The sequence below is a fragment of the Bradyrhizobium sp. C9 genome, from assembly GCF_002532045.1.
Lineage (GTDB): Bacteria > Pseudomonadota > Alphaproteobacteria > Rhizobiales > Xanthobacteraceae > Bradyrhizobium.
The window spans coordinates 53,591-77,092 of record NZ_NWTG01000010.1 but is presented as its reverse complement, the minus strand read 5'-3'; the positions used below and the strand labels follow the sequence as shown (position 1 = coordinate 77,092).

Here is a 23,502-nt window from a genome sequence, read left to right as displayed (position 1 = left end):
GAATAGAAGGAGCCGCCCGCTCGGTTAGCCGGCCGGCTTGGCGTCGGCTTTCGGCTTCTCAGCCTTGGGCTTCACGGCAGGCTTTGCAGCCGCCGGCTTGCCGGCGGGCTTTGCAGCGGCCGGCTTCGCAGCTGCGGCATCCGGCTTGGCGTTGGCGTGACGCACCGGCTTGGCCGCCGGCTTGCTGTCCGACTTGGAGGCGTTCTTGACGTCACCCTTGGCGTCGTCAGCCGCATCGGGCTTCTTGCCGGCGACACGGGTGTGCTTGCCCTTGGCGCGCTTGGCCGGCTGCAGCTTCTCGGTGTCGGCCTCGACCGCGGCGATCAACGCAGCGCCGGTCTTGGTCGGTCCCGTATAAACCACGACCGGTTCGGATGCCGCCGCCGGCTGCGCCAGCATGTCGGCCGGCTTTGTCGGCATCGCGGCCTGCAGGCCCGAGGCGAAGAAGCTCACGCCGCTGTCACCGTTGGTGCCCGCGCCGGCGCTGGCGACGGTATCTTCTCCGTCCTCGTCGCTGGCGGGCCGCTTGTGCTTGGCGCCGCACATCTCCTCGCGCAGGTTCGGCGGGGTGGTATCGATCGGCACCAGATTGTCGACGGTGCCGAGCGAGGGCCGCAGCCACGCCAGCCCGTTATTGGCAAAGCCGCGATCCAGGAGCTGCGCGGCGCGGATCGCGCGCATGCGGCCTGAGGAGGCGCCGAGCACCACGGCGATCAGTCGCTTGCCGTCGCGCGTCGCCGACGCCACGAGATTGTAGCCGGACGCGCAGATGAAGCCGGTCTTGAAGCCGTCGGCGCCGGGATAGCGGCCGATCAGCTTGTTGAAGTTCTGGGTGACGCGGCGGCCGAAGCGGATCGACGGGATGTGGACGAAATACTCGTATTCCGGCAGATCGCGGATGATGGCGCGGGCGAGGATCGCCATGTCGCGCGCCGAGGTGATCTGGCCGTCGGCGGGCAGGCCGTTCGGGTTGACGTAGCTCGTTTGCGTCATGCCGAGCTTCTGCGCCGTCTGGTTCATTTCGCCGGCAAAGCCGTCGATCGAGCCGCCGATGCCCTCGGCCAGCACCACGGCCATGTCGTTGGCCGACTTCACCAGCATCATCTTCAGCGCGTTGTCGACGGTGACCTGGGTGCCGGGCCGAAGCCCCATCTTCGAGGGTGACTGCGATGACGCGGTCGGCGACACCGTGAGCAGCGTGTCGAGCGACACCCGGCCGTCCTTGACCGCCTTCAGCGTCACATAGGCGGTCATCAGCTTGCTGAGCGAGGCCGGATACCACGGCATCGTCGCATTGTCGGCCTGCAGCACCTTCCCGGTGTCGGCCTCGACGACCAGCAGCGCCTCGGCTTGCGCGACCTGCGGCGTTGCGATGGCAAGCATCGCTGTAGCCAGAATCCATTTCAACGACGGGCGCAGCGGGCGAGGAAAATACACGACGGTTCCGGTCCTTTGAGACCCGCCTTCAAGAAGGAGGTCTTGCGATGTGACGTACGGGTTTCAAGCGTGTCCGGCGCCGCTTTGCGGCGATGCAAACCCTATACCGGCTTGCCAGCAGAGAACAGAGGCCGGCCAATTATATCGTGGACGAAATCGGCTGAATTTCGGCAGCCGCCTCAATTGGAAAGGGGAGAATTATGGTGCCTCGATGCCGGCGCGCGCCTGTTCCTGGACCATGAACTGGGCCCGCGCGAGTTCGGCAAAACGGCCGCCTTTCGCCACCAGTTCATCGAAAGTTCCGCTTTCGATCACCCGTCCCTGGTCGAACAACAGGATGCGGGTTGCGTAGCGGATGGTCGAGAGACGGTGCGCGATCACGAAGGTGGTGCGGCCCTTCATCACTTCGTCGAGAGCGGCATTCACCTTGGCCTCAGTCACGGCGTCGAGCGCGCTGGTCGCCTCGTCGAGGATCAGGATCGGCGGATCCTTGAGCAGCGCCCGCGCAATCGACAGCCGCTGCCGCTCGCCGCCGGACAGCATGCGGCCGCGCTCGCCGGCATGGGTGTCGAACTTCTTTTCGCTGCGCTCGATGAAATCCAGCGCCTGGGCACGTGTCGCGGCGGTACGCAGCTCCTCGTCGGTCGCGTCAGGCTTGCCGACGCGGAGGTTCTCAGCGAGCGAACGGTTGAACAGCAGCGCCTCCTGGAACACCACGCCGATGTTCCGCCGCAGCGCCGTCAGCTTCATCGCGCGTATGTCCATGCCGTCGATCTTGATGATGCCGGATTGCGGATCGAACGCGCGATGCAGCAGTGCGATCGCGGTGGACTTGCCGGCGCCGGTCGAGCCGACCAGCGCGATGGTCTGGCCCGGCAATGCGGTGAAGCTGAGATCTTCGATCGCCGGCCGCTTGCCGTCATAGGAGAACGAGACGTCGTTGAATTCGACGAGGCCGGACAGCCGGCCGGGGTCGATCGCACCGGGCCGGTCGCGCACCGCCGGCACCGCATCGAGCACGTCGAAGAATTCCTGCAGGCGCGGCGCTTCCATGAACACATTGTTGATGAAGCTCACCACCTGCTCGAGCTTCTGGATCAGCATGGTGGCGAACGAGACGAACATCACGATCTCGCCGACCGTGGTGAGGCCTTCGTTGTGGAGCGCGATGCCGACGGTGAAGATCGCGAGCACCGTGATGGTGGTCGAGGCGCGCGTGATCACGGTGACCAGCGCCCACCATGACAGCACCGGCATCTGCACCGCGAGCAGCTTGTCGGCGACGTAGCGCAGGCCCTGCACCTCGGAATCGATCCGCACGAAGCTCTGCACCAGTGCGACATTGCCGAGCGCGTCGGAGGCGCGCGCCGAGAGGTCGCTGTAATAGGCCTCGACCTCGCTCTGCATGCCGTAGGTCTTGCGCACCACCAGCGTGGTCAGCACGGTGAACACGACGCAGAGTGCGAACAGCAGGATCGCCAGCCGCCAGTTGATGTAGAGCGCGAGCGGCAGCAGCACGATCAGCGACATGATCGCGGCGAAATGCTCGCGGAAGAAGCCGAGCCAGAGCCGCCACAACGCGTCGGTGCCGTTCAGCATCACCTTCATCAGCCGCCCGGAATGGGTGCCGGAGTGGAAGGTCAGCGGCAGCTGCAGGATGTGCTCGAAATAGTCCGTCAGCACGGCCTGACGCTGGCGATGCGCGAGCCGGTCGGCCTGCAGTGCTACGATCGCGCTGCAGCCGATCGTGAACAGGCCGAATGCCGCCCAGGCCGCGAGCAGCGGCCATGCCGAGGAGGTCGCAAACAGCCCGGTGACCGGCCGGCCGGACAGCACGTCGACGATCTTGCCGAACAGCACCGGCTCGGCGAATTGCGCGCCGGCGAGCAGCATGTTGGCGGCGGCGAGGATCCAGCCGAGCCGCGCCTCCTTGCCGAGCAGTTCGAGGACGCGGGTATAGAGGCGAAGCATGGACATGCCGGCGGGACTCGTCAGCGGTGGGCGCCCGGTCAGGCGGGATGCAATCTAATCAGGGTTCGCGGGCGAGGGCCAGCGGTGACACCGCGTCATGCTCAGGGTGACGGCGATTGCGGCGAGCGGCTCCCAACGCCGTCGTCCTGGCTTTCGCCAGGACGACGTTGAACATTTGGTGCCGCTCGTCACCTACGCATTCGCATGCTCTCAATTCACCAGCCGGCCATCGATCGGCGGAAGGAATTGGTCGTCGAAGATGTCGGCGGCGTGCGGTCGCTTCTGGAATTTGACGTCCTCCGCGAGCTGGTCGAGCGAGCGCTCGAAGCGCTCCGGCTCGATGCCGCCGAGGCCGTTGCGTTTCACCTCGCCGGTCAGGATGTTGTCGCGGATGATGGCGCCCAGCCGCTCGAGCTCGAGATCGCGCGAGCCGCCGTCCATCCGGCTCACCACCTCGCTCGCCGCGCGGGCCGGGTCCTTGACCGCGAGGTTGGTGCCGCCGATCACGGCGCGCACGAAGCCTTTCACCGCGTCCGGTTTCGCCGCGGCAAGGCGCGGGCTGACGATCACGGCAAAGCCATAGGCTTCGCAGCCAAAGTCGGCGAAGCGCAGCACCGCGAGATCGTCGGCCGGCACGCCGCGATCCCGCAGATTGATCGCCGAGAGATAGGAGAAGCCGGTGACGGCATCGACCTGGCCTGCGGAAAGCATCGGCTCGCGCACCGCGGCGCTGATCGTGTTCTGCTTCACGCTCGCAAGCTTGATGCCGTTCTGCCGGGCGACCGCGGGCCAGAGCCGGATCGAGAGGTCGCCCTCGGCGACGCCGAGGTTCTTGCCCTGGATGTCGGTCAGCGCCTTGATGCCTCGGCTCTTGCGGGCAATGATCGCATAGGGCGCCTGGTTGAACAGTACGAACACCGCCTTGACGGGGGCCGCACCAGGCTTGTCGCGAAAGCGGATCAGCGAGTTGATGTCGACAAGGGCGAAATCGCTCGATCCGTCGGCGACGCGCGCGATTGCGTCCGCCGAGCTGGTGGCGACGTTGGTGCCGACGCTGAGGCCCTCGGCGCTGAACAGGCCGCCGGCCGACGCCATCACGAACGGGGCCGCGGCAGCATCGAGTGGACGGTCGAGCGTGAGCTGGATGGTGAGCGGCTGCGGCGCATCGCCGGCGCGCAGCGGTGTGACGGCCGGCCACACGCCGCCCGAAAGGCCGATCATGCCGGCCAGTATCCAGCGGAGAACGGTGGTCCGACTTACCTGCATCATCACATCCGGGAGGCGAGACAAAGTGCCGCGCCGGCCGCGCCTGCTTCATGACATCGAATGCGCCAGGGCAGGGTGCAATTCAAGCATCAATTTCAAGCGTTGTTTGCACGCATTCTGCCCCAGGCAAGGTGAACGGCCGATGACTGCCATGTTCTCACGTCTGGGTTGTTCAGCTTGCATTCGGTTTGGGGAACCTAATCTAGGGGTAGTGGTTAGCTCATCGAGGCCCGTCGGGCCGGCTTCCACAAAGGATGACTGCAATGTTTGCGCGAAAAGGTGTTTTTTCGTCCATTGGCCGCGCAGCCACATTGGCAACGGTTGCCGCGGTGGCGTTGACGGCCGTTGAGCCGACGATGGCGTTCGCGGGCTCTGCTGCGGCGGGCAGGGCGGCGGCCGTGACCACATCGCACGGCACGAGCGGCGCAACCGACATCAGCGCGCGCCGTCGCTACTATCGCGGCGGAGGCGGTGGCGCGGCCGCTGCGGCCGTATTCGCCGGGATCGTCGGCACGGGTCTGGCAATCGCCGCAGCCCAGAACCGTCGCGACTATTACGACTCCTATGGCTACTACGATGGCGGCCCGGGCTACTACGGCGGACCCGCCTATTATGGTGGTGGGCCGGCTTATTACGGCGGCGGACCGTATTATGGTTATCACGGCTATTACGGGCGCCGCTCGGCACTGCCTTATACGCCGTACTGACACCGTCGTCGGTTCTCAGAACTGTCACAAAAGATCGAATCCACCGGCTGCGAAGCCGGTGGATTTTTCGTTGCCGGCTCGCCCGTTAACACGCTGGCGACGCGTTTCGATTAGCGTCGAAGGATGAGTGATTCGATCGAGCGGCTTTACCAGGCGGTGATCGCGGCCAAGGATCTTGATCCGGCAGTTTCGCGCACGGCACGGCTGTTCCAGCGCGGCCCGGCCAAGATGGCCAAGAAGCTCGCCGAGGAAGCGGTCGAGGTCGTGATCGACGCCGTCAGCGGCAAGCCCGACGCTGTCGTCCGCGAGAGCGCGGACCTGCTCTACAATCTCACCGTTCTCTGGGCATCGGCCGGCGTAAAGCCGGGGGATGTCTGGCGCGAGATGGAGCGGCGCGAGCGACTGCTCGGGATCGCCGAGAAGCTGCCGAAGTCGCCGGTCAAGGTCCCCAAGACTGCGCCCGTTCCGGTGGTTCGGCGTCGAATTGTCGCGCTGGAGAACCGGCTGCGCAAACGGCAGTCGTAAATCAACCAAATTCGATCCATTCCCGGCATGGACAAATCTGCTCCATGATGGTTCATCGCGCCCATGTTGAAACGGATTTACGACTGGTGCGTCGCGGCGGCCGACAAGCCCTACGCACTGTGGATTCTCGCCGCCGTCGCCTTCGCCGAGAGCTCCTTCTTCCCGATCCCTCCCGACATCATGCTGTTGCCGATGTCGTTGGCGCGGCCGAAGCGGGCCTGGTGGTTCGCGGCCGTCTGCACCGTCGCGTCTGTCGCCGGCGGCGTGCTCGGCTACGCGATCGGCGCTCTGCTCTATGACTCGCTAGGACAGTGGCTGATCCATCTCTACGGCCTGTCCGACAAGGTCGACGCGTTCCGCGCCTCCTATGCCGAGTGGGGCGCCGTGATCATCCTCGTGAAGGGGCTGACGCCGATCCCCTACAAGCTCGTGACGATTACGTCGGGCTTTGCCGGCTACAACATCTGGCTGTTCATCCTGTGCTCGATCGTCGCACGCGGCGGCCGCTTCTTCTTCGTCGCGGTGCTGCTCAACCGCTATGGCGATGTCATCCGCGCCGAGCTCGAGAAGCGGCTCGGCCTGTGGGTTGCGCTCGGCGCGATCGTGCTGGTGCTGGGCTTTGTCGTCGCATTCAAGCTGATCTAGAGCTTCGGTTCTGATTAAATCAGAACCGGAGCTCTAGCTTGTTGTTTCGACGCGTTTTCTTCACGCGAACCGGTGCCCACTTCGCTCGAAAACGCTCTAACCAAAGTTCTAGCCGTTCGCGTCTTTGCTCGCGGACGGCTTCGGACTACGGTCGCTGCGTTGGCTGATGGAATCGACCACCGGTGAATCTCGCGAGACTCAATCCCGCCAGGACGTGCGTTGCGATGGCGGGCCTTGCGCTGTCGATGGCGCTGCCTGCGACCGACGGCGCGCGGGCGCAGACAGCGCCGCCCGCGCTCGGCGTGCAGTCGCCGGCGCAGCGGCCTGTTGAAGTCCAGCCGCAGCAGATCGAGTTGCCGCCCGCGCCGGTCGAGCGCGAGAATCCGGGACTGATCAACGAAATCGGAAAGCTGTTCGAGAAGTCGAAGTCGGTGCTGCCGCAGCTGAAGAGCCCCAGCGACACCATGAACGACCTAACCAACATCGCGCGCCCCTCGACGATGGTGACCGGGCGCGCAGCCTGCGTGGTGGCCTCGAACGGTGCGCCGGACTGCAAGATCGGCGCCGACCGGCTGTGCCAGAGCAAGGGATTCAAGGAGGGCAAGAGCATCGACACCGACGCCTCCGAGAAATGCTCGCCGCTGGTCTATCTGCCGGGCCACAAGCGTGGGCCGAACGACTGCAAGACGGAAAATTTCGTGACGCGGGCAGTCTGCCAATAAGGCGGGCAAAATTGCCTCTGGGATGCCATACGCCTGCGAAAAATGCCGCGTGTGGATGAGGTTTTGTCACCCTTTTTGCAGCGCCATAACGCAATACTTGACACTGGAAAGATTGCCTTGTTGGTATGACGGTCAGCATTGAGACCAACCAACTTGAGGATCCGCCGCCAATGTCCATGCCTGCTCTGTTCAAGGGCCGCCTGTCTCTTCCCGTGATCGGGGCGCCGCTGTTCATCATCTCGGTGCCTGATCTCGTCATCGCCCAGTGCAAGGCCGGTGTGGTCGGCTCGTTTCCAGCGCTGAACGCGCGGCCGCCGGAACTGCTCGACGAATGGCTGTACCGGATCAAGGAAGAGCTTGCCGCCTACGACAAGGCGCATCCGGAGCGGCCGTCGGCGCCGTTCGCGGTGAACCAGATCGTGCACAAGTCGAACAACCGGCTCGATCACGACATGGCGCTTTGCGAGAAGCACAAGGTGCCGATGATCATCTCGTCGCTCGGCGCGCGCGAGGAGCTCAACCAGGCCGTCCACGGCTGGGGCGGCATCGTGTTCCACGACGTGATCAACCAGAAGTTCGCGCACAAGGCGATCGAGAAAGGCGCCGACGGCCTGATCCTGGTTGCGGCCGGCGCCGGCGGTCATGCCGGTACGCTGTCGCCGTTCCCGTTCGTGTCGGAGACGCGGCAGTGGTTCGACGGGCCGATCGCGCTGTCGGGCACCATCGCCAACGGCCGCGCCATTCGCGCCGCGCGCATCATCGGCGCCGACTTCGCGTATATCGGCTCCGCCTTCATCGCGACCAAGGAGGCAAACGCGGTCGAGGGCTACAAGAGCATGATCACCAATTCGTCCGCCGAGGACATTGTTTACTCCAATCTGTTCACCGGCGTGCACGGCAACTATTTGAAGCCGTCGATCGTCGCGGCGGGTATGGATCCGGAAAACCTGCCGACCTCCGATCCCTCGAAGATGAGCTTTGGCACCGACTCCTCCGGCGAGCGTGCCAAGCCGAAGGCCTGGAAGGAGATCTGGGGCTCCGGCCAGGGCGTCGGCAGCATCTCCAAGGTGGTGCCCGCGGCCGAGCTGATCGCCCGGTTCAAGAAGGAATACGACGAGGCGGTCGATCCGGCGCTTTGATGGACCCGATCTTTCGCGTCGACGGCGACCGCGTCGTCACCAGTCCCGATGCCGCGGGTCCATGGGACCCGCGGATGCAGCACGGTTCCGCGCCGGCCGCGCTGGTGGTGTGGGCTGCCGAAGCGATCCCCGCGCCGGTGTCGATGCGGATCGCGCGGGTCACGATCGACCTGATGCGTCCTGTGCCGGTGGCGCCATTGACGGTCCAGAGCGAGGTCCTGCGCGACGGCCGCAAAATCCAGCTCTGCGGCGTCAGGCTGTTCGCCGACGGCGTTCTCGTCGTCTCGGCCACCGTGCTGAAGATCAAGCATCAGGCGGCCGAGCTGCCGCTGGATATCGCGGCCCTTCCGGTCGATCTGCCGGGCCCCGACGAAAGTATGGTCGAGCCGGGCAACCTCGCGAACAGTCCGTTCACGAAGAACATTTCGATGCGGGCCGCGCGCGGCCGCTTCGGCGTGCTGGGTCCAGGCGCGATCTGGTTCCGCATCAACCAGCCGCTGATCGCGGGCTCCGCCGTCTCGCAGGCGATGCGTGCGGTGGTCGCTTCGGATTTCTCCAACGGCGTTTCGCCGGCGCTCGATTTCAGCCAGTGGACCTTCATCAACGCCGATCTCTCCGTGAGCTTGGCGCGCGAGCCGCGCGGCGACTGGGTCCTGCTCGACAGCGAAACCTGGATCGGGCCTGACGGTGCCGGGCTTGCGATGTCGCGGCTCGCCGATCAGCGCGGCTATTTCGGCAGGGCCGTCCAGAGCCTGGTGATCGAGCGGCGCTAGCGCCGGACGGCTTCAGCCGCCACGATGGAGTGCAGGGGCGGCCCGCAGCGGCCGCCCGTGCACAAAAATACCCCTGCGGGTCCGGAACGGTTGGCGGCACCAACGAGTTTTGGTCTCGTTAGGGGGTGTCATGACGCGCATCGATCTCGCCGCCGGTTTCCTGGCCAAGGCCGTCCGGTGGCCCTGTCCGTTGCGGGCGGGTGGTATCGGCGCTGCGCGGTGGCTCGGAGCCACGCGGTGAAGCCCGGCCCGTCCTCGGAACGCGCGGTTATCCTCGCCGCGAGCGAGCGGGACGCCGTCAAGACTGCCCACCTGATCAAGGAAGCCGGCTATTACGCCAACATCTGCGGCGATCTCGCCGAGTTCGAGCGCGAGGTCGCAAGCGGGGCCGGCCTTGCCATCATTGCCGATGAGGCGATCAGGACCGGCGACCTTGCCGGCCTGACGCGCTGGCTGAACGAGCAGCCGTCATGGTCGGATTTTCCCATCGTGCTGATGAGCGAGAAGGGCGGGCCCGAGCGCAATCCCGAAGCGGCGCGGCTCGGCCGCGCGCTCGGCAATGTCACCTTTATCGAGCGGCCGTTCCATCCGACCACGCTAGTGAGCCTGGTCGCCGCGGCGGTGCGCGGCCGCCGCCGCCAGTACCAGACCCGCCAGATTCTGGAAGACCTGACCGAGAACGAAGACCTGTTGCAGACCGCGCTAGATGCCGGCCATCTCGGCGCGCTCGAACTTCATCTGCCGGAGTTCGAGCTCGAGGCGTCGCCGACCTGCAAGACCTTCTTCGGGCGCAAGCCTCGCGATCCCTTCACCTATCGGGATCTGCTCGACGCCGTGCATCCCGATGACCGCGCCCGCCGCAGTGAAACCGTCGAGCAAACGCTGCGCACCGGCGCGGACTACCGGATCGAGTATCGCAACATCTGGCCCGACGGCACCCAGCACTGGCTCGACGTGCGCGCTCGCGCGGTGCGCCGGGCCGACGGCAGCATCCGATCGCTGGTCGGGGTCTGCTCCGACATCACCGCGCGCAAGACCGCGGAGATCGAGCGCGAGGCGCTGCTGGCGCAGCTCGCCGCGGAGCGCACCGCGCTCGCCGAACTCACCGCGACGCTGGAGCAGCGGGTCGAGCAGCGCACCGCCGACCTGATGAAGGAGGTCGCCGCGCGCGAGCGGGCGCAGGAACAGCTTCGCCATGCGCAGAAGATGGAGGCGATCGGCCAGCTCACCGGCGGCGTCGCGCACGACTTCAACAATCTGCTGATGGCGGTGATGGGCAATCTCGATCTGCTGCGCAAGCGGATGCCGGAGGATCCGCGCCTGCGCCGGCTGGTCGACGGCGCGTTGCAGGGCGCCGAGCGCGGGGCCTCGCTGACTCAGCGGCTCTTGGCATTCGCACGGCAGCAGGATCTGCGCGCGGTGCCGGTCGATCTCGGCGCGCTGGTGCGCGACATGAGTGAGTTGCTCGAACGCTCGCTCGGGCCGCGTATCGCGCTGCGGCTCGATATCCCGGACGGACTGCCGGCGGCTTGCGTCGATGCCAATCAGCTCGAGCTAGCCGTGCTCAACCTTGCGATCAATGCGCGCGATGCGATGCCGGATGGCGGCGTGATCGAGATCCGCCTCGCTGTCTGGCAGGCCAAAAACGATCCCGCGCTGCAGCCGGGCAATTACCTGAAGCTGTCGGTGGTTGACAGCGGCAGCGGCATGCCGCCGGACGTGCTGAAGCGGGCGATCGAACCGTTCTTCTCGTCAAAGCCGGTGGGCAAGGGGACCGGGCTCGGCCTGTCGATGGTGCATGGGCTCGCGGTGCAACTCGGCGGCGCGCTGCAGCTGTCGAGCGCGGTCGGCAAGGGCACCACAGCCGTGCTGGTGCTGCCGGTCGCGACTGCCGTGCCGGCGGTGGAGGTCCCGGCGCCTGCGGCGCAGAAGATCAGGCGCTCGGCGGTGATCCTGCTGGTCGACGACGATCCGCTGATCGCGATGTCGACCATGGAGATGCTGGAGGACCTCGGTCACCGCGTGATCGGCGCCAATTCCGGACCGCACGCCCTCGATATCCTCAGGAGCGACCAGGAGATCGACCTGATGATGACCGACCACGTGATGCCCGGCATGACCGGCCTCGAACTCGCCGCGGCCTCGCGCGAGTTGCGCCCGCATCTCGTCGTGCTGCTCGCCACCGGCTATGCCGAGCTGCCCGACGGCACCCAGGTCGACCTGCCGCGGCTGGCCAAGCCCTACCACCAGGATCAGCTGCGTGAGCGGCTCGATCAGCTGCTGGGGCAGGGTGCTGGTCCGCACACTGCCGCCGGCGCCGACAGTCTCGCCACGCCTTCCAATCTCTCCCCGTCACACTGAAAGCCCCGCTTGCGCGGCGCCTCGACACGGTGCCGCGAACCGCGGCCGCGCGGCTGACAATGTCGGAAACGTGATCTGCGCGCGATCGCCGCGCCGGAGGATAAGCGCGTCACGGGTGTTGCTTACATCACGTCGAAGAACGACGAGCACCACGTGGGAGCTGCGTTATGAAAGTATTCACCCGACTGGCGATCTCTGCCGTTCTCGCCGGCATGGCCATGCAGGTTTCGGCAAGCGACCTGCAATCGAGCCGGCGATCGGTTTCGTATCACACGGTGGAGGTTCTTGGCCTCAACATCTTCTACCGCGAAACCGGGCCGCCCGATGCACCGGTCGTGCTGTTGCTGCACGGGTTTCCTTCCTCATCGCGGATGTGGGAGCCGCTGCTGCCTCTGCTGGCGGATAAATATCACATCATCGCCCCTGATTATCCCGGATTCGGCAACAGCAGTGCGCCTGCGCCGTCCAATTTTGAATACACCTTCGACAATCTCGCGCGCGTGACGAGCGAGTTCGCGACAAAGCTCGGTCTTGGTCACTATGTGCTGTTCATGCAGGACTATGGCGGGCCCGTCGGCTTCCGCCTGGCACTTGCCCATCCCGAACGTATCAGCGCCATCATCATCCAGAACGCGGTCGCCCACGAACAGGGTTTGGGCCCGGTTTGGGAAGCGCGCAGGAAATTCTGGGCGGATCCGGCCGGCGAGCTCGACAAGCTGAAGGCCAACTTCACGTCCGCCGAAGCGACCCGCCAGCGTCATGTCGGCACGAGCCCGCATCCCGATCGCTACGATCCGGATCTGTGGATCGACGAATCGGCGTTTCTGTCCCGACCGGGCCAGGCCGACATCCAGGCCACGCTGTTCCTGGATTACCGGACCAACGTTGCTTCCTATCCGCTCTGGCAAAAATGGCTTCGCGAGACGCAGCCGCGAACCCTCGTCCTCTGGGGCAAATACGACCCGTCGTTCACCGTCGCCGGCGCAATCGCCTATGCCGGCGATGTACCGAAAGCCGAAGTGCACATCCTAGATGCGGGACATTTCGCGCTCGACGAAGCGACCGACGAGATCGCCACACTGGTTCGCGACTTCCTTGCGCGTCTCGACCGGCACAAGCAATGACGGCGACAGGTTTGCGCGATCGTCGCTTCACCCCACCATGCGGTCGCGGCCGGACCAGAAGCGCGCCTTCAGCACCTTCTTGTCGACCTTGCCGACGCCGGTCATCGGCAGCTCCTTGACGAACTGGATCTGCTTCGGCGCGTGTGCCGAGCCCTTCTTTGCCTTGACGAGGCCGATCAGCTCGTCGGCGTTCGGCGTCGTGCCCTCGCGCGCCACCACGACGGCGGTGACGGCCTCGCCCCATTTGTCGTCGGGCACGCCGACCACGGCAACCATCGCCACATCAGCATGCTGCGACAGCACGTCCTCGACTTCGCGCGGAAAGATGTTGAAGCCGCCGGAGACGATCATGTCCTTCTTGCGGTCGAGGATGAACATGTAGCCGCGCTCGTCCTTGCGGGCGATGTCGCCGGTGTGCAGCCAGCCGCTCTTCAGCGTCTCCGCCGTGATGTCGGGCCGCTTCCAGTACTCGGCCATCACATGGGTGGCGCGCACGCAGATCTCTCCGGCCTCGCCGGTCGCGACCTCCTGGTCGTCCTGATCGAGGATCTTCACCTGGCAGGCGGCGATCGGGAAGCCGCAGGACAGGAACAGCTCCGGCGTCTTCGGGTCATGGTCCGCCTTGCGCAGCACCGAGACCGGATAGCATTCGGTCTGGCCGTAAAGCTGCGAGAACACCGGACCGATGCGCTCGATGCCTTCGACCAGCCGGCTCGGCGACATTGCGGAGGCGCCGTAGAGCAACAGCTCGAGCGAGGAGAGGTCGGTCTTGGGAAGCGCGGGATGGTCCAGCATCACATAGATCATGGTCGGCACGAACAGCGTGAAGTTGATCTTCTCGCGCTCGATGGTCGTGAACACGGCCTCCGGATCGAATCCCTTCAGCATGTGCACGGTGCCGCCACGCATCAGCGTCGGCAGCACTTTCGTACCCGCGACATGGCTGATCGGCGCCACCGTGAGATAGCGCGGCGTCTCGGGAATCTCGAAGTCGGCGAGGATGGCGGCGGCGAAGCCGCCATACTCGCGGTGATAGCGCAGCGCGCCCTTGGATTTGCCGGTCGTGCCGCCGGTGTAGTTCAGGGTCGAGATGTCGTCCTCGCGGGCGAAGTTCGTCGCGGTCGCGCTGCCGGCATCCTCGACGACCTGCAACAGGTCCGCACCGTAATCCGCCGGGCCGAGCGTGAACACGGTCTTCAGGCTCGCCGCCTTCGCCGCGAGCTCGCCGCCACGATCCCGAAACGTGATGCCGTCGATGATCAGCATCTCGGCCTCGGAATCCTCGATCTGGAACAGCTGGTCGTCGAGCGAGCCGAGCGGGTGCAGCCAGGTGATCGCGAGCCGCGACAATTGCGCGGCAACTCCGGCGCACCAGGTGTCGGCCCGGTTGGCGGTGAGCATCGCGACGCGGGTGCCCGGCGCAAAGCCGAGTCGCGTGAATACGCTCTGCATCCGTCCGATCAGGTCGGTCGCGCCCTGATAGCTGAGCGAGCCGCCCGGCCATGCGAAGGCCGTGCGCGACGGATAGCGCGCCAGCGCGCGCAAGGTCTGCTCGCACACCGCCGGAAATGCATAGAGCGGATTGCTCATCTGGTGGTCTCCTCCCGCTTTGCCTCTGGCCTCTTGCGTGCCAATGTTGGCGCAACGCTAACACAATGATGCAGGGATGAAACGACTTGTCCGCTGATCCTCTCTCGCGTTTTCGCGATCGCCTCCGGTTGCCGCTGATTGCTGCGCCGATGTTTCTGGTGTCGGGTGTCGAGCTGGTGGTAGCGGCCTGCCGCAACGGCGTGATCGGCTCGTTTCCGACGGTGAATTGCCGTGAGACGGAACAGCTCGATGCATGGCTCGGCGACATCGCGCGCCGCCTGCAGGCGCATGCCGATGCAAGCGGCAGCGCGGCGGCGCCGATCTGTCCGAACCTGATCGTGCACCGCTCCAACACGCGGCTGGCGCAGGATCTCGCGGTGCTGTTGCGACATAAGCCCGAGCTCGTGATCACCTCGGTCGGCTCGCCCGCGCCGGTGCTCGCACCGCTGCATGACGCCGGCGCGCTTGTTTTCGCCGATGTCGCCTCGATCCGCCATGCAGAGCGCGCGGCAGCAGCCGGCGCCGACGGGCTCGTGCTGCTCACCGCGGGCGCCGGCGGGCAGACCGGCTGGCTCAACCCGTTCGTGTTCGTCCGTGCGGTGCGCGCCTTCTTCGACGGCCCGATCGTGCTGGCCGGCGGCATCAGCGACGGTCACGCGCTGCGCGCCGCGGAGGCGCTCGGCTGCGATCTCGCCTACATGGGCACCAAGTTCATCGCGACGCGCGAGAGCATGGCGGACGCCAGATACAAGCAGATGCTGGTCGAGGCGACGGCCGACGACATCCTGCTCACGACGGCGTTCACCGGCTTGCAGACCAACATGCTGCGGCCCTCGATCGAGGCTGCCGGCCTCGATCCCGATGACCTGCCGGCGCGCGGCGCGATCGACATCGGCAAGGACATCGACATCGGCGCCCGCGAAAGCCGGCCCAAGCGCTGGCGTGATATCTGGAGCGGCGGTCACTCCACCTCAGGGGTGACTGGGGTGCTTGGCGTCGACGAACTCGTGGCCCAGACGATCGCGGAGTACGAGGCGGCGAGCGCGCGGGTGCGGCTCGCCTGATCCATCAAGTCCCGTCTGTCCGCTTAACGCGGCATTAACCATGCCAGTCCCAACTATGCGCCACGGGATGGTCCGCCGCCGCGGCTGGCCGCCCGGGAGTAGTGGGAATGCGACATGGCTTTTGAGGCGCTCGCCAAAACCCCGGCATCGCTCGACGATCTCCGGACCCGCGTGTTCTACGCCCTGCAGCGGCATCCGCTGTGCCGTCAGGTTGAATTCGACATCGTCAGCACGCCGCGCACCCGCCGCACCAACTGGACCGTCAGCCTGCACTCGGTCCAGCCTGGTGCCCTCTGGACGGCGCATGAGATTGTGGCCGACATCCAGGAAGCCTATGAGCTTGACGCTGCGGCCTGATTTTCGGGCCGTTTCGGGACGATTTCACCTATTTGGCGCTGTCGCGGCACGCTAGCGCCGCATTTCGCGCGCAGTTTGCGGCGACATCGGCCGGGAATGGAGTAGTTTTTGACCAGAGCCATCACCCTCGCCGCGCTGACCTGCCTCCTCCTCGCCGGCGCCGCGATAACAGCCATTTTGGGCCGTGACAGCCTGCCGGCGGCGCAGGCCGACATTGGACCGGTCGCCAATCGCGCCGGCAAGCAGGACAAACTCGCGGTCACGACGCTCGCGACCGCTGCCTTCGAGGCGCCGCGGCCTGCCGAGCCTCCCGCCAGCCCATCGCCGCTCCTGCTGCGGGCGCAAGCCGCGATCCCGGGCGCGACCGATACCGTGCGCCAGGCTTATGCCTCCGTTGAGCCTGCCGATATCGGCCTTCCGACGATCACCGACCCTGCCGTTGCGGCCCAGCCGCAGATCGCCGAGCCCGCCGCTCCCGCGCAGATCGCCCCTGCCCCGCCGAAGCCAAAGGTTGCCGCCAAGCCGGTGCAGAAGACCTACGCGCTGCTCAGCGATGCGCAGATCGCCGGCATCAAGGACCGGCTGAAACTGTCGTCTTCGCAGGAGTATTACTGGCCGGCGGTCGAGACTGCGCTGCGCGCCGTCGCGCGCAAGATCCACGCCAAGCGCCAGGGCGATCCCGCTTCGGGAACCATGCCGATCGATCCCGACTCCGAGGAAGTCCAGCAGCTGAAGTCGGCGGCGATGCCGCTGCTGTTCCAGCTCCGCGAGGATCAGAAGAACGAGGTCCGCTCGCTGGCCCGCCTGATCGGCCTCGAACGCGTCGCCTCGATGATCTGAGCGCAGGGGTCGGCCGGGCCGAACCTGCGGCCGCCCTGTCGCAGGATCGAATCGAGGTTTTCCAGGCATTCGTGATAGCGCTGCAGCAGATCGTCCCCTCGCTTGGCGCTGAAGTCATCGTCGAGGTCCACGACTTGCGTTGTACAGCGGTTCGTTGGTGCGGATGAAGATCAGGCAGTCGGCCTTCGCCGTGTCGTCGATCATCCATTGCCGCCATTCCGCGCCGCCGGGAATTTCCTCGCAGACAAAGCATTCCACCGAGCGCTGACCGTCCAGGCTGCTGAGATATTCGAGCCGCGCTTTCAAGCGACGCGCGAGAAATCTGTCTTCGTTGCGATGGCTGACAAAGACCGAGAAATCATTTGGCACGGCAAAATCCGATCTGCACGAATTTGATGCGACGGCTGGCCGCGTCTCGTCGGCCGAATGCTGCGGCTGCACGTCTTGCCGCGGATAGGATGATAGCTCGTCTCTTAAATCTGCGATCGCCGGGCGGGAAAGAGAAAAAGCCGCCAACGAGTGACGTATCTCACTATACCTTAGGGTGTACCATGTGCAAGATGCCCACGGAGCCGGCGCGCGATGCTTGTCGTGCTCCGGAGCGGACTGGCTAAAACTTTTCGAAACTCGGCTGATGTGTCGACGTGGGCGCATCGCTTCATTTTCATGGCCCAGGCGTGGTTCGCGCCCGGATGCACGACCTATTGAGCCTTCGACCGTGATCGGTCGACCGTATCGAGATCAGCAAAAGTCATAGTCGGGGGTAAATATGCCGAAGACCAAGCTGCAGCATCTTGATCGTGACGACGGACCAAAGCGGATATTGGCGCTCGACGGCGGCGGCATCCGCGGCGTCCTGACGCTCGAATACCTGGCCGCGATTGAGACGCAGTTACGCGAGCGGCACAAGAACAACGACCTGTTGCTGTGCGACTACTTCGATCTGATCGGCGGCACCTCGACCGGATCGATCATCGCGGCGGGGCTTGCCTGCGGCATGACCGTGGACGCCCTGAAGAAGCTCTATCGGTCGATCGGCGCCGACATCTTTCAGGAGTCATTCTGGCGGCGGGGACTGCTGGCGCCGAAATTCGATTCCGACGCCTTGCAGCACGCGCTCGATGCGCAACTCGGCGCCGATACGGTGCTCGGCGGCGATCGCATCCGCACCGGCCTGATGATCATGACCAAGCGCCTCGACACCGGCAGTCCCTGGCCGCTGCACAATCATCCGGACGCGACCTTTGCCAGGCAGGACGGCGCGTTGCGGCTGACCGAGGTGGTGCGCGCCAGCACCGCGGCGCCAACCTATTTCAAGCCCGAGGAGATCACGATCTCGGCGCGCAACGGCAACACGGTCAACGGCGCCTTTGTCGACGGCGGCGTGAGCCCGTTCAACGATCCGGCCCTGCAACTCCTGATGCTTGCGGCACTCCATGGCCACGGCTTCCGGTGGCACACCGGCAAGGACAAGCTCCTGCTGATCTCGGCGGGTACCGGCGTATTCAAGGCAACGTATTCGACCGAGCAGATTGTCCGCATGCCGGCGACCGAGCAGGGCGTGCGGTCGCTGCAATCGCTCATGGACGATTGCAGCCGGCACAATCACGGCATGCTGCAATGGCTGACCAACTGCCTGACGCCATGGCCGATCGATCGCGCGGTGACCGATATGATCGCGGACAGCCAGAACGGGCCGCAACTCGCGACCTATGCGCGCTTCAATGTGCTGCTGGAAACGGCTTGGCTGAAGGAGAAGCTCAGCATCGATCGGACGTCGGACGCGCTCGCGAAGGTCGCAGCGATGGACGACCCGAGGAACATGGACGAACTCGCCGGGATCGGACAGTTCGCCGCGAAGGAGCAGGTCAAGCCGGAACATTTCCCACTAGCCTTCGATCTCAGCGTGTCGTGATGCCGCGCGGAGCGGCATCACGACACGCTGATCCCCGCTTCGACAAGGAATTCGCCTTCAGTTAGGTTCGTCACCTGGACGCAATGATCCAATCATGAGTCGAGGTGTCGCGATGGCCACGGAACAAGACGCCAAATCACCGAACACGGTGGTTCTCTTCAGCGGTCACATGATCGATGCGCCAGATCGAAAGACGCCACGATTTCCACCGGACAAGGAGCCCGCGGCCGCCGCTGCGATTGCCGACGCACTTGCGAAGATCGGTGTCACCAAAGGTGATCTCGCCATTTGCGGCGGCGCCTGCGGTGGCGACCTGTTGTTTGCGGAAGCTGCACTCGCGCAGGGCATGCGGCTTGAGATCTATATTCCGTTCGATGAACCAACGTTCCTTGCCGGTTCGGTCGATTTCGCCGGCGGCAATTGGCGAGCGCGGTATTTCGCCGCGAAATCGAAGGCCACGCTCCATGTCATGCCCGACGAACTGAGGCCGCTGCCGGCCAGTGAAAACGCCTACGAGCGCGACAATCGATGGATGCTCGAACGCGCCGCGCGATTTGGCGACAAGAAGCTCGCCTTCATCTGCCTGTGGAACGGTGAGGGCGGCGACGGTCCAGGCGGCGCCAAGCATCTGATGGATGAGGCCGGGCGCAAGACGACGTGGGTTTACTGGCTGGATACGAAAAAATTATGGGACTGAAGGAATTGCAAAATGCCGTCGTGTTTCATGATCATGCCTTACGGTCGCAAGCCGACCCAGGCTGAGCCCGGGCGCGGGCCGGCCGAGATCGATTTCAACGCGCTGTGGGATCGTGCCTACGTTCCGGTTATCAAGGCGCTCAAGTATGAGCCGGTGCGCGCTGATCAGGACACTAGCGCATTGATTATCAGCGAGATGCTGGAGCGGCTCTACTTCGCCGATCTGGTGCTCGCCGACATGACGATCCCGAACGGCAATGTGTATTACGAGGTCGGTATTCGTCATGCATCGCAGGAGACAGGATGTGTCCTGCTCGCGGCCGACTGGTCCAAGCCGCTGTTCGATGTCGCGCAGATGCGAACCATTCGATATCCGCTGCCCGAGGGAGAGATTACCGAGGCAACCGCCACCGCTGTGCAGAGCGCGATCAAGGATCAAATCGAGGCGCGTCGTGACGGAGTTTCGCCGATGCACCAATCGATCCCGGGCTATCCCTGCAAGGTCGATCCGGAGAAGGCGATAACCATGCGAGATCAACTCGCCGAGCAAGCCGAATTCCAGACCAAAATCCGGGCAGTGCGCGCAGCACCGAAGGCCGAGCGCATGAAGCGCGCGCAGGCGTTGGTCGCCGCGGAGGGAAATCCACCCCTAAGCTACGCGAAGGCCCTCGCTTTGTTGCTGTTGTTGCGCGATTGCGTCGATACCAACGCGGATTGGAACGCGCTGCTCGACTACACCCGCGGGCTTCCCAAGCGCTTCGCGAACCAGCCGGAAGTACAGGAAAATCGTGCATTCGCTGTTGCCCAGATAGGGGACGATGTTCGGGCCGTCGCCGAAATCCAGACACTGATTGATCTTGCGGGGCCCACACCGGAACGCTTGGGCCTGATGGGTGGTCGCTACAAGCGTCTCTCCAAGGCTCCGACGGCCAGTGCATCCGAACGCAAGGGAGCCCTTTCCAAGGCGATCGACTGCTATGAGCAGGGAATGGACCTCGATCTCAACGCCTATTATTGCTCCAGCAATCTGCCGCGACTCTATCGGACGCGGGGAAAAGCAGGCGATGAGGAGCGCGCGCAGACGGCCCTTCGTGCAGTTATCGCCGCCTGCGAGCGCGCCAGACGGCTGCAGATCGCCGACAGATGGTATCGCCCGACGCTGCTTGTTGCGGCATTTGACTTGGGCGAGGCCGACAAGGCCGACGACCTTGCCGAGGATGTGATTGCCGAAGGCAAGGCCAAATGGGAAGTCGATAGCGTGCTCGACGACCTCGAAACCACCGTTGCGCAGGTCACCGACGCCGCAAAGCGCGCGCGATTGTCTGCCATCGTTGACAAGATCAAGACAGCCTGATCGCGCGCGTCTTGCATTTCGGCGTCAGCCCAGCCGCATCGACAGCTCGACATCCTCGCCGAACGGCACCGACAAATAGCCGTTCGCCGGCGAGCGCACCCGCGCCAGATAGTACGGGCTGGAATCGGCATTGTCGGCGACGACGAAGGCGCCCGGCTTCAGGCGGTTCTCCATGAGATCGAGGATGTCGGGGTAGAGCGCCTTGGCGCCGTCGAGCAGCACGAGGTCGATCGTCTCGGGCAGGTCGGCGCGCAGCGTCGTCAGTGCATCGCCCTCGCGGATTTCGACCAGGTCAAGGAGACCGCCGGCGACGAGATTATTCCGGGCGCGCGCCACCTTGGACGGCTCGAACTCGGATGTGATCAGCCGGCCACCGCCATTGTCGCGCAGCGCGGCGGCGAGGTGCAGCGTCGAGATGCCGAACGAGGTGCCGAACTCGACGATGTTCCGCGCCCGCGCACCCCGTGCGAGCATGTAGAGCAGCGTGCCGGTCTCGCGCGAGACCGCGAGCGGCACGTTGTTGAAGCGGCTGTAGAGCGCGCGGTAGTCGGTCCTGCTGCGCATCAGGCCCGCCTGCTCCTCGTCGGAAAGGTCGGCCACCGCGCGCCGGGTTTCTTCCCTCGCGGCGGAAGCTTGCTTGAACAGGCGGTCGAGCAGGTCCGCGAACTCAGGTGAAACGAGGGTGGTCATGGGGGTCTCCGGTCAAAATCGGCGCATCCTTGCGCCTCGCTTGAAATACGAATAATTAGTCGCATTCGCTAATCGCATTCCCTAGGGCGTTCATGACCGGACGGCGAAGCTCTTCAATTTCCTCGCGAAAACAGCCGCAACAGGCCCGCTCGGCCGAGCTCGTTGCGGCGATTCTCGATGCCGCTGTTCAGGTTTTGACCAAGGAGGGCGCGCAGCGCTTCACCACGGCGCGGGTGGCCGAGCGGGCCGGCGTCAGCGTCGGCTCGCTCTACCAATATTTCCCGAACAAGGCGTCGATCCTGTTCCGGCTGCAGAGCGATGAGTGGCGGCAGAACTCCAGCCTGCTGCGCAACATTCTCGAAGACCGATCGCGGCCGCCATTGCAGCGGTTACGTTCGCTGGTGCACGCCTTCATCCGCTCCGAATGCGAGGAGGCCGCGGTGCGCGTCGCACTCAACGATGCCGCGCCGCTCTATCGCGATGCGCCCGAAGCGCGCGAGGTGCGGGCATCCGGCGAGCGTATCGTCGAAGTCTTCATGCGTGAGGCATTGCCGAAGACGTCGGACGCCGTGCGTGCGATGGCGGGCGACCTCATCTCGACGACGATGAGCACGGTCGGCAAGAATTTTTCGGAGGGCCCGCGGAGTCAGGCCGAGATCGAGAGCTACGCCGACGCGATGGCCGACATGTTCTGCGCGTATCTGAAGGGTCTCGGAAAGCGCTGAAACGCGCACCGTCGATCCGGCCGTCGTTCACGTGTAGTGCTTGGCGACGAGCAGAAATCCGAGCACGCCGCCGGTCACAGCGAAAACGGCCGCGCCATTGCAGAAACTCAGGTAAGCGGCGGACCAATAAGGCGCAGTCCGGGAGGCGGTCGCAATTTTCTTCGGTTTCCGAGGCAAACCAATGCATTCCTGAAAAAGGCGCCGCCACCAGGTCAACGCAGGTGACGGCGCCCGTCTGAGGGCTTCAGGGCGAAACCCCGCTTGAACGTAAGCCGCGATGATGAACGGTTCGTATACCGCTGAACGTCGCCGGCCTGCATGTCAGCAGAAGCGTTCGAGAGTTCCCTTAGAACGAAGCGTAGGCGTTTCGGAACGCGATGGCGCCGGCCAGCGAGCGCGGTCGCGTGCGCACGGCATGCCCGTCGTTGCCGCTCTGGACGATCCATTGGCCGTTCTCGTGGCCCACGATCTTGCCGACATGGTGACGCCAGACGACGATCGCGCCGACCGAAGGGCCGCCTGCATTGCTGCCGTATCGTGCCCACGAGCGCGCCAGATTGTATTGCGGACCCGGATCGCTGCCGACCTGCGTGCGCATGAACCACCCGCACCACGCCGCGGGGCGACCGGAATGTGCAGTGTGCCGATGATGGTGATGACGGCCGCGAGCTTCAGCAGCAGACGAAGCGAAGGCCAAAAGCACGGCGACAGCCGCGAGAGTTTTACGCATTACAAAGTCCTCTTGTTGTTGGCAGACCATCCTGATTCTGGGAGGGGCGCAGCGATGATCTGCGATTTGGTTGCGAAGCGACCGCACCGGCCAGGCGACGCAAAACAGAGGCGGGGACATAGCCCGCACGGGCCTTTAAGAAACGGGCTATGGCCAAAATATGGCCGCGGAATCCCGTCTGGCGGTAAGACATGGCCGGCATGTTCCACGCGCCGGAAGAGCCTCACGCAGCGCTGAAACAAGCAGAATTGCTCCGAGAGCATGTTCGTAGGTGCCGCGTCGCGCAGAACCGGGTTAACAGAAGCGCCCGGCAGCAGAGGGAGCTTCGTTTCGTACCAAGGCCGCGGCGATCCGACAGGAGGGCCAGCTCGCTGGTATGCAATCGTGAACCTCGAGCAACGTCTGAACGAACTCAACATCGAGCTGCCGATGTCGGCGGCGGCCGGCGGCGCCTATGCGCCGGTCGTGGTCCATGGCGACACGATCTATGTCAGCGGTCAGCTTCCGCGCGACGGCGACAAGGTGCATGTGGTCGGCCAGGTTGGTCGCGATGTCACATTGGAGGAGGCCAAGCGGGGCGCGCGGCTGGCGCTGATCCGCGGATTGGCCGCGATCAAGGCGCACCTGGGATCGCTCGATCATGTCACGCAGATCCTGAAGCTCACCGTGTTCGTGCACAGCGCAGCGGATTTCAAAGGTCAGACCGCGGTCGCCGACGGCGCATCGGAGCTCATCATCGAGCTGTTCGGTCCGGAACGGGGACTGCACACCAGGACGAGCGTTGGCGTCGCGCAGCTTCCGCGCAACGCATCGGTCGAGGTCGAATTGATCGCGGCGCTGGCGCGTTAGTGCATGATCCGGAACAGTGCGA

23 protein-coding genes are annotated in these 23,502 nt (G+C 64.9%); 16 read left to right on the top strand and 7 right to left on the bottom strand.

The window, feature by feature from the left end:
* Positions 1 to 24: 24 nt before the first annotated feature.
* The 3 genes from CO675_RS20640 to CO675_RS20630 all read right to left on the bottom strand — a co-directional run bounded on the left by CO675_RS20640 (position 25) and on the right by CO675_RS20630 (position 4,629).
* Positions 25 to 1,383, bottom strand: a complete 1,359-nt coding sequence (locus CO675_RS20640) for a D-alanyl-D-alanine carboxypeptidase family protein (RefSeq protein ID WP_245452835.1) — start codon at positions 1,381 to 1,383, stop codon at positions 25 to 27.
* 252 nt (positions 1,384 to 1,635) lie between these two features.
* Positions 1,636 to 3,414 (bottom strand): glucan ABC transporter ATP-binding protein/ permease, encoded by a 1,779-nt coding sequence (locus CO675_RS20635; protein ID WP_097673716.1) that lies wholly within the window; start codon positions 3,412 to 3,414, stop codon positions 1,636 to 1,638.
* Between the two features lie 204 nt (positions 3,415 to 3,618).
* Positions 3,619 to 4,629: an ABC transporter substrate-binding protein gene (locus CO675_RS20630; protein ID WP_349644027.1), complete on the bottom strand. Its 1,011-nt coding sequence runs from the start codon at positions 4,627 to 4,629 to the stop codon at positions 3,619 to 3,621.
* Between the two features lie 308 nt (positions 4,630 to 4,937).
* On the opposite strand from CO675_RS20630, the gene CO675_RS20625 reads away from it, so the two are divergent.
* From CO675_RS20625 to CO675_RS20590, 8 genes are all read left to right on the top strand, one after another.
* The gene (locus CO675_RS20625; protein ID WP_097673881.1) at positions 4,938 to 5,381 is read left to right on the top strand and encodes a hypothetical protein; all 444 of its coding nucleotides are present in this window, start codon (positions 4,938 to 4,940) and stop codon (positions 5,379 to 5,381) included.
* Positions 5,382 to 5,504: 123 nt separating this feature from the next.
* Positions 5,505 to 5,906, top strand: a complete 402-nt coding sequence (gene hisE / locus CO675_RS20620) for a phosphoribosyl-ATP diphosphatase (protein WP_097673715.1) — start codon at positions 5,505 to 5,507, stop codon at positions 5,904 to 5,906.
* 63 nt (positions 5,907 to 5,969) lie between these two features.
* Entirely contained in the window at positions 5,970 to 6,551 is a 582-nt protein-coding gene (locus CO675_RS20615; RefSeq protein ID WP_097673714.1) for a YqaA family protein, read from the top strand.
* A gap of 224 nt (positions 6,552 to 6,775) precedes the next feature.
* Complete coding sequence (locus CO675_RS20610; protein ID WP_097673713.1) at positions 6,776 to 7,273, top strand: hypothetical protein; 498 nt, start codon at positions 6,776 to 6,778, stop codon at positions 7,271 to 7,273.
* Between the two features lie 170 nt (positions 7,274 to 7,443).
* Entirely contained in the window at positions 7,444 to 8,412 is a 969-nt protein-coding gene (locus CO675_RS20605) for an NAD(P)H-dependent flavin oxidoreductase (RefSeq protein ID WP_097673880.1), read from the top strand.
* A complete protein-coding gene (locus CO675_RS20600; protein ID WP_097673712.1) occupies positions 8,412 to 9,185 on the top strand; it encodes a thioesterase family protein in 774 nt (257 codons plus the stop codon). Before CO675_RS20605 ends, CO675_RS20600 begins: the two co-directional genes overlap by 1 nt.
* A gap of 219 nt (positions 9,186 to 9,404) precedes the next feature.
* The gene (locus tag CO675_RS20595; RefSeq protein WP_245452834.1) at positions 9,405 to 11,546 is read left to right on the top strand and encodes a hybrid sensor histidine kinase/response regulator; all 2,142 of its coding nucleotides are present in this window, start codon (positions 9,405 to 9,407) and stop codon (positions 11,544 to 11,546) included.
* 212 nt (positions 11,547 to 11,758) lie between these two features.
* Entirely contained in the window at positions 11,759 to 12,670 is a 912-nt protein-coding gene (locus CO675_RS20590; RefSeq protein ID WP_349644028.1) for an alpha/beta fold hydrolase, read from the top strand.
* Between the two features lie 27 nt (positions 12,671 to 12,697).
* Here the strand turns inward: CO675_RS20590 and CO675_RS20585 are convergent, their stop codons facing one another.
* Entirely contained in the window at positions 12,698 to 14,260 is a 1,563-nt protein-coding gene (locus tag CO675_RS20585) for an AMP-binding protein (protein ID WP_097673709.1), read from the bottom strand.
* Between the two features lie 86 nt (positions 14,261 to 14,346).
* On the opposite strand from CO675_RS20585, the gene CO675_RS20580 reads away from it, so the two are divergent.
* The 3 genes from CO675_RS20580 (at position 14,347) to CO675_RS20570 (ending at position 16,521) form a co-directional block, all read left to right on the top strand.
* Positions 14,347 to 15,324, top strand: a complete 978-nt coding sequence (locus tag CO675_RS20580) for an NAD(P)H-dependent flavin oxidoreductase (protein WP_097673708.1) — start codon at positions 14,347 to 14,349, stop codon at positions 15,322 to 15,324.
* Positions 15,325 to 15,438: 114 nt separating this feature from the next.
* Entirely contained in the window at positions 15,439 to 15,681 is a 243-nt protein-coding gene (locus CO675_RS20575) for a hypothetical protein (RefSeq protein ID WP_050405529.1), read from the top strand.
* A 108-nt stretch (positions 15,682 to 15,789) separates the two neighbouring features.
* The gene (locus CO675_RS20570; RefSeq protein WP_097673707.1) at positions 15,790 to 16,521 is read left to right on the top strand and encodes a hypothetical protein; all 732 of its coding nucleotides are present in this window, start codon (positions 15,790 to 15,792) and stop codon (positions 16,519 to 16,521) included.
* Positions 16,522 to 16,635: 114 nt separating this feature from the next.
* Here CO675_RS20570 and CO675_RS41475 read toward each other — a convergent pair whose 3' ends face one another.
* A complete protein-coding gene (locus tag CO675_RS41475; RefSeq protein ID WP_245452833.1) occupies positions 16,636 to 17,037 on the bottom strand; it encodes a toll/interleukin-1 receptor domain-containing protein in 402 nt (133 codons plus the stop codon).
* Positions 17,038 to 17,290: 253 nt separating this feature from the next.
* On the opposite strand from CO675_RS41475, the gene CO675_RS20560 reads away from it, so the two are divergent.
* From CO675_RS20560 to CO675_RS20550, 3 genes are all read left to right on the top strand, one after another.
* Positions 17,291 to 18,436 (top strand): patatin-like phospholipase family protein, encoded by a 1,146-nt coding sequence (locus CO675_RS20560; protein WP_097673706.1) that lies wholly within the window; start codon positions 17,291 to 17,293, stop codon positions 18,434 to 18,436.
* A gap of 94 nt (positions 18,437 to 18,530) precedes the next feature.
* A complete protein-coding gene (locus CO675_RS20555) occupies positions 18,531 to 19,133 on the top strand; it encodes a hypothetical protein (protein WP_245452832.1) in 603 nt (200 codons plus the stop codon).
* A 12-nt stretch (positions 19,134 to 19,145) separates the two neighbouring features.
* Complete coding sequence (locus CO675_RS20550; protein ID WP_143279057.1) at positions 19,146 to 20,486, top strand: tetratricopeptide repeat-containing protein; 1,341 nt, start codon at positions 19,146 to 19,148, stop codon at positions 20,484 to 20,486.
* Positions 20,487 to 20,510: 24 nt separating this feature from the next.
* Here the strand turns inward: CO675_RS20550 and CO675_RS20545 are convergent, their stop codons facing one another.
* On the bottom strand, positions 20,511 to 21,176 hold the full coding sequence (locus tag CO675_RS20545; RefSeq protein ID WP_097673704.1) for an O-methyltransferase: 666 nt from the start codon (positions 21,174 to 21,176) through the stop codon (positions 20,511 to 20,513).
* A gap of 92 nt (positions 21,177 to 21,268) precedes the next feature.
* On the opposite strand from CO675_RS20545, the gene CO675_RS20540 reads away from it, so the two are divergent.
* The gene (locus CO675_RS20540; RefSeq protein WP_097673703.1) at positions 21,269 to 21,901 is read left to right on the top strand and encodes a TetR/AcrR family transcriptional regulator; all 633 of its coding nucleotides are present in this window, start codon (positions 21,269 to 21,271) and stop codon (positions 21,899 to 21,901) included.
* Between the two features lie 346 nt (positions 21,902 to 22,247).
* On the opposite strand, the gene CO675_RS20535 is transcribed toward CO675_RS20540, so the two are convergent.
* Entirely contained in the window at positions 22,248 to 22,499 is a 252-nt protein-coding gene (locus tag CO675_RS20535; protein ID WP_097673702.1) for a C40 family peptidase, read from the bottom strand.
* A 516-nt stretch (positions 22,500 to 23,015) separates the two neighbouring features.
* Between CO675_RS20535 and CO675_RS20530 the strand changes: the two genes are divergently transcribed.
* Positions 23,016 to 23,480, top strand: coding sequence for a RidA family protein (locus CO675_RS20530; protein ID WP_097673701.1), 465 nt, complete (start codon positions 23,016 to 23,018; stop codon positions 23,478 to 23,480).
* Positions 23,481 to 23,502: the final 22 nt, after the last annotated feature.

Coding starts and splice junctions, on each gene's coding strand:
- CO675_RS20640 (WP_245452835.1), bottom strand. CDS start 1,383: ATGCTTGCCATCGCAACGCCGCAGGTCGCGCAAGCCGAGGCGCTGCTG.
- CO675_RS20635 (WP_097673716.1), bottom strand. CDS start 3,414: ATGTCCATGCTTCGCCTCTATACCCGCGTCCTCGAACTGCTCGGCAAG.
- CO675_RS20630 (WP_349644027.1), bottom strand. CDS start 4,629: ATGATCGGCCTTTCGGGCGGCGTGTGGCCGGCCGTCACACCGCTGCGC.
- CO675_RS20625 (WP_097673881.1), top strand. CDS start 4,938: ATGTTTGCGCGAAAAGGTGTTTTTTCGTCCATTGGCCGCGCAGCCACA.
- hisE (WP_097673715.1), top strand. CDS start 5,505: ATGAGTGATTCGATCGAGCGGCTTTACCAGGCGGTGATCGCGGCCAAG.
- CO675_RS20615 (WP_097673714.1), top strand. CDS start 5,970: ATGTTGAAACGGATTTACGACTGGTGCGTCGCGGCGGCCGACAAGCCC.
- CO675_RS20610 (WP_097673713.1), top strand. CDS start 6,776: ATGGCGGGCCTTGCGCTGTCGATGGCGCTGCCTGCGACCGACGGCGCG.
- CO675_RS20605 (WP_097673880.1), top strand. CDS start 7,444: ATGTCCATGCCTGCTCTGTTCAAGGGCCGCCTGTCTCTTCCCGTGATC.
- CO675_RS20600 (WP_097673712.1), top strand. CDS start 8,412: ATGGACCCGATCTTTCGCGTCGACGGCGACCGCGTCGTCACCAGTCCC.
- CO675_RS20590 (WP_349644028.1), top strand. CDS start 11,759: ATGGCCATGCAGGTTTCGGCAAGCGACCTGCAATCGAGCCGGCGATCG.
- CO675_RS20585 (WP_097673709.1), bottom strand. CDS start 14,260: ATGAGCAATCCGCTCTATGCATTTCCGGCGGTGTGCGAGCAGACCTTG.
- CO675_RS20575 (WP_050405529.1), top strand. CDS start 15,439: ATGGCTTTTGAGGCGCTCGCCAAAACCCCGGCATCGCTCGACGATCTC.
- CO675_RS20560 (WP_097673706.1), top strand. CDS start 17,291: ATGCCGAAGACCAAGCTGCAGCATCTTGATCGTGACGACGGACCAAAG.
- CO675_RS20555 (WP_245452832.1), top strand. CDS start 18,531: ATGAGTCGAGGTGTCGCGATGGCCACGGAACAAGACGCCAAATCACCG.
- CO675_RS20550 (WP_143279057.1), top strand. CDS start 19,146: ATGCCGTCGTGTTTCATGATCATGCCTTACGGTCGCAAGCCGACCCAG.
- CO675_RS20545 (WP_097673704.1), bottom strand. CDS start 21,176: ATGACCACCCTCGTTTCACCTGAGTTCGCGGACCTGCTCGACCGCCTG.
- CO675_RS20540 (WP_097673703.1), top strand. CDS start 21,269: ATGACCGGACGGCGAAGCTCTTCAATTTCCTCGCGAAAACAGCCGCAA.
- CO675_RS20535 (WP_097673702.1), bottom strand. CDS start 22,499: ATGCGCACGCAGGTCGGCAGCGATCCGGGTCCGCAATACAATCTGGCG.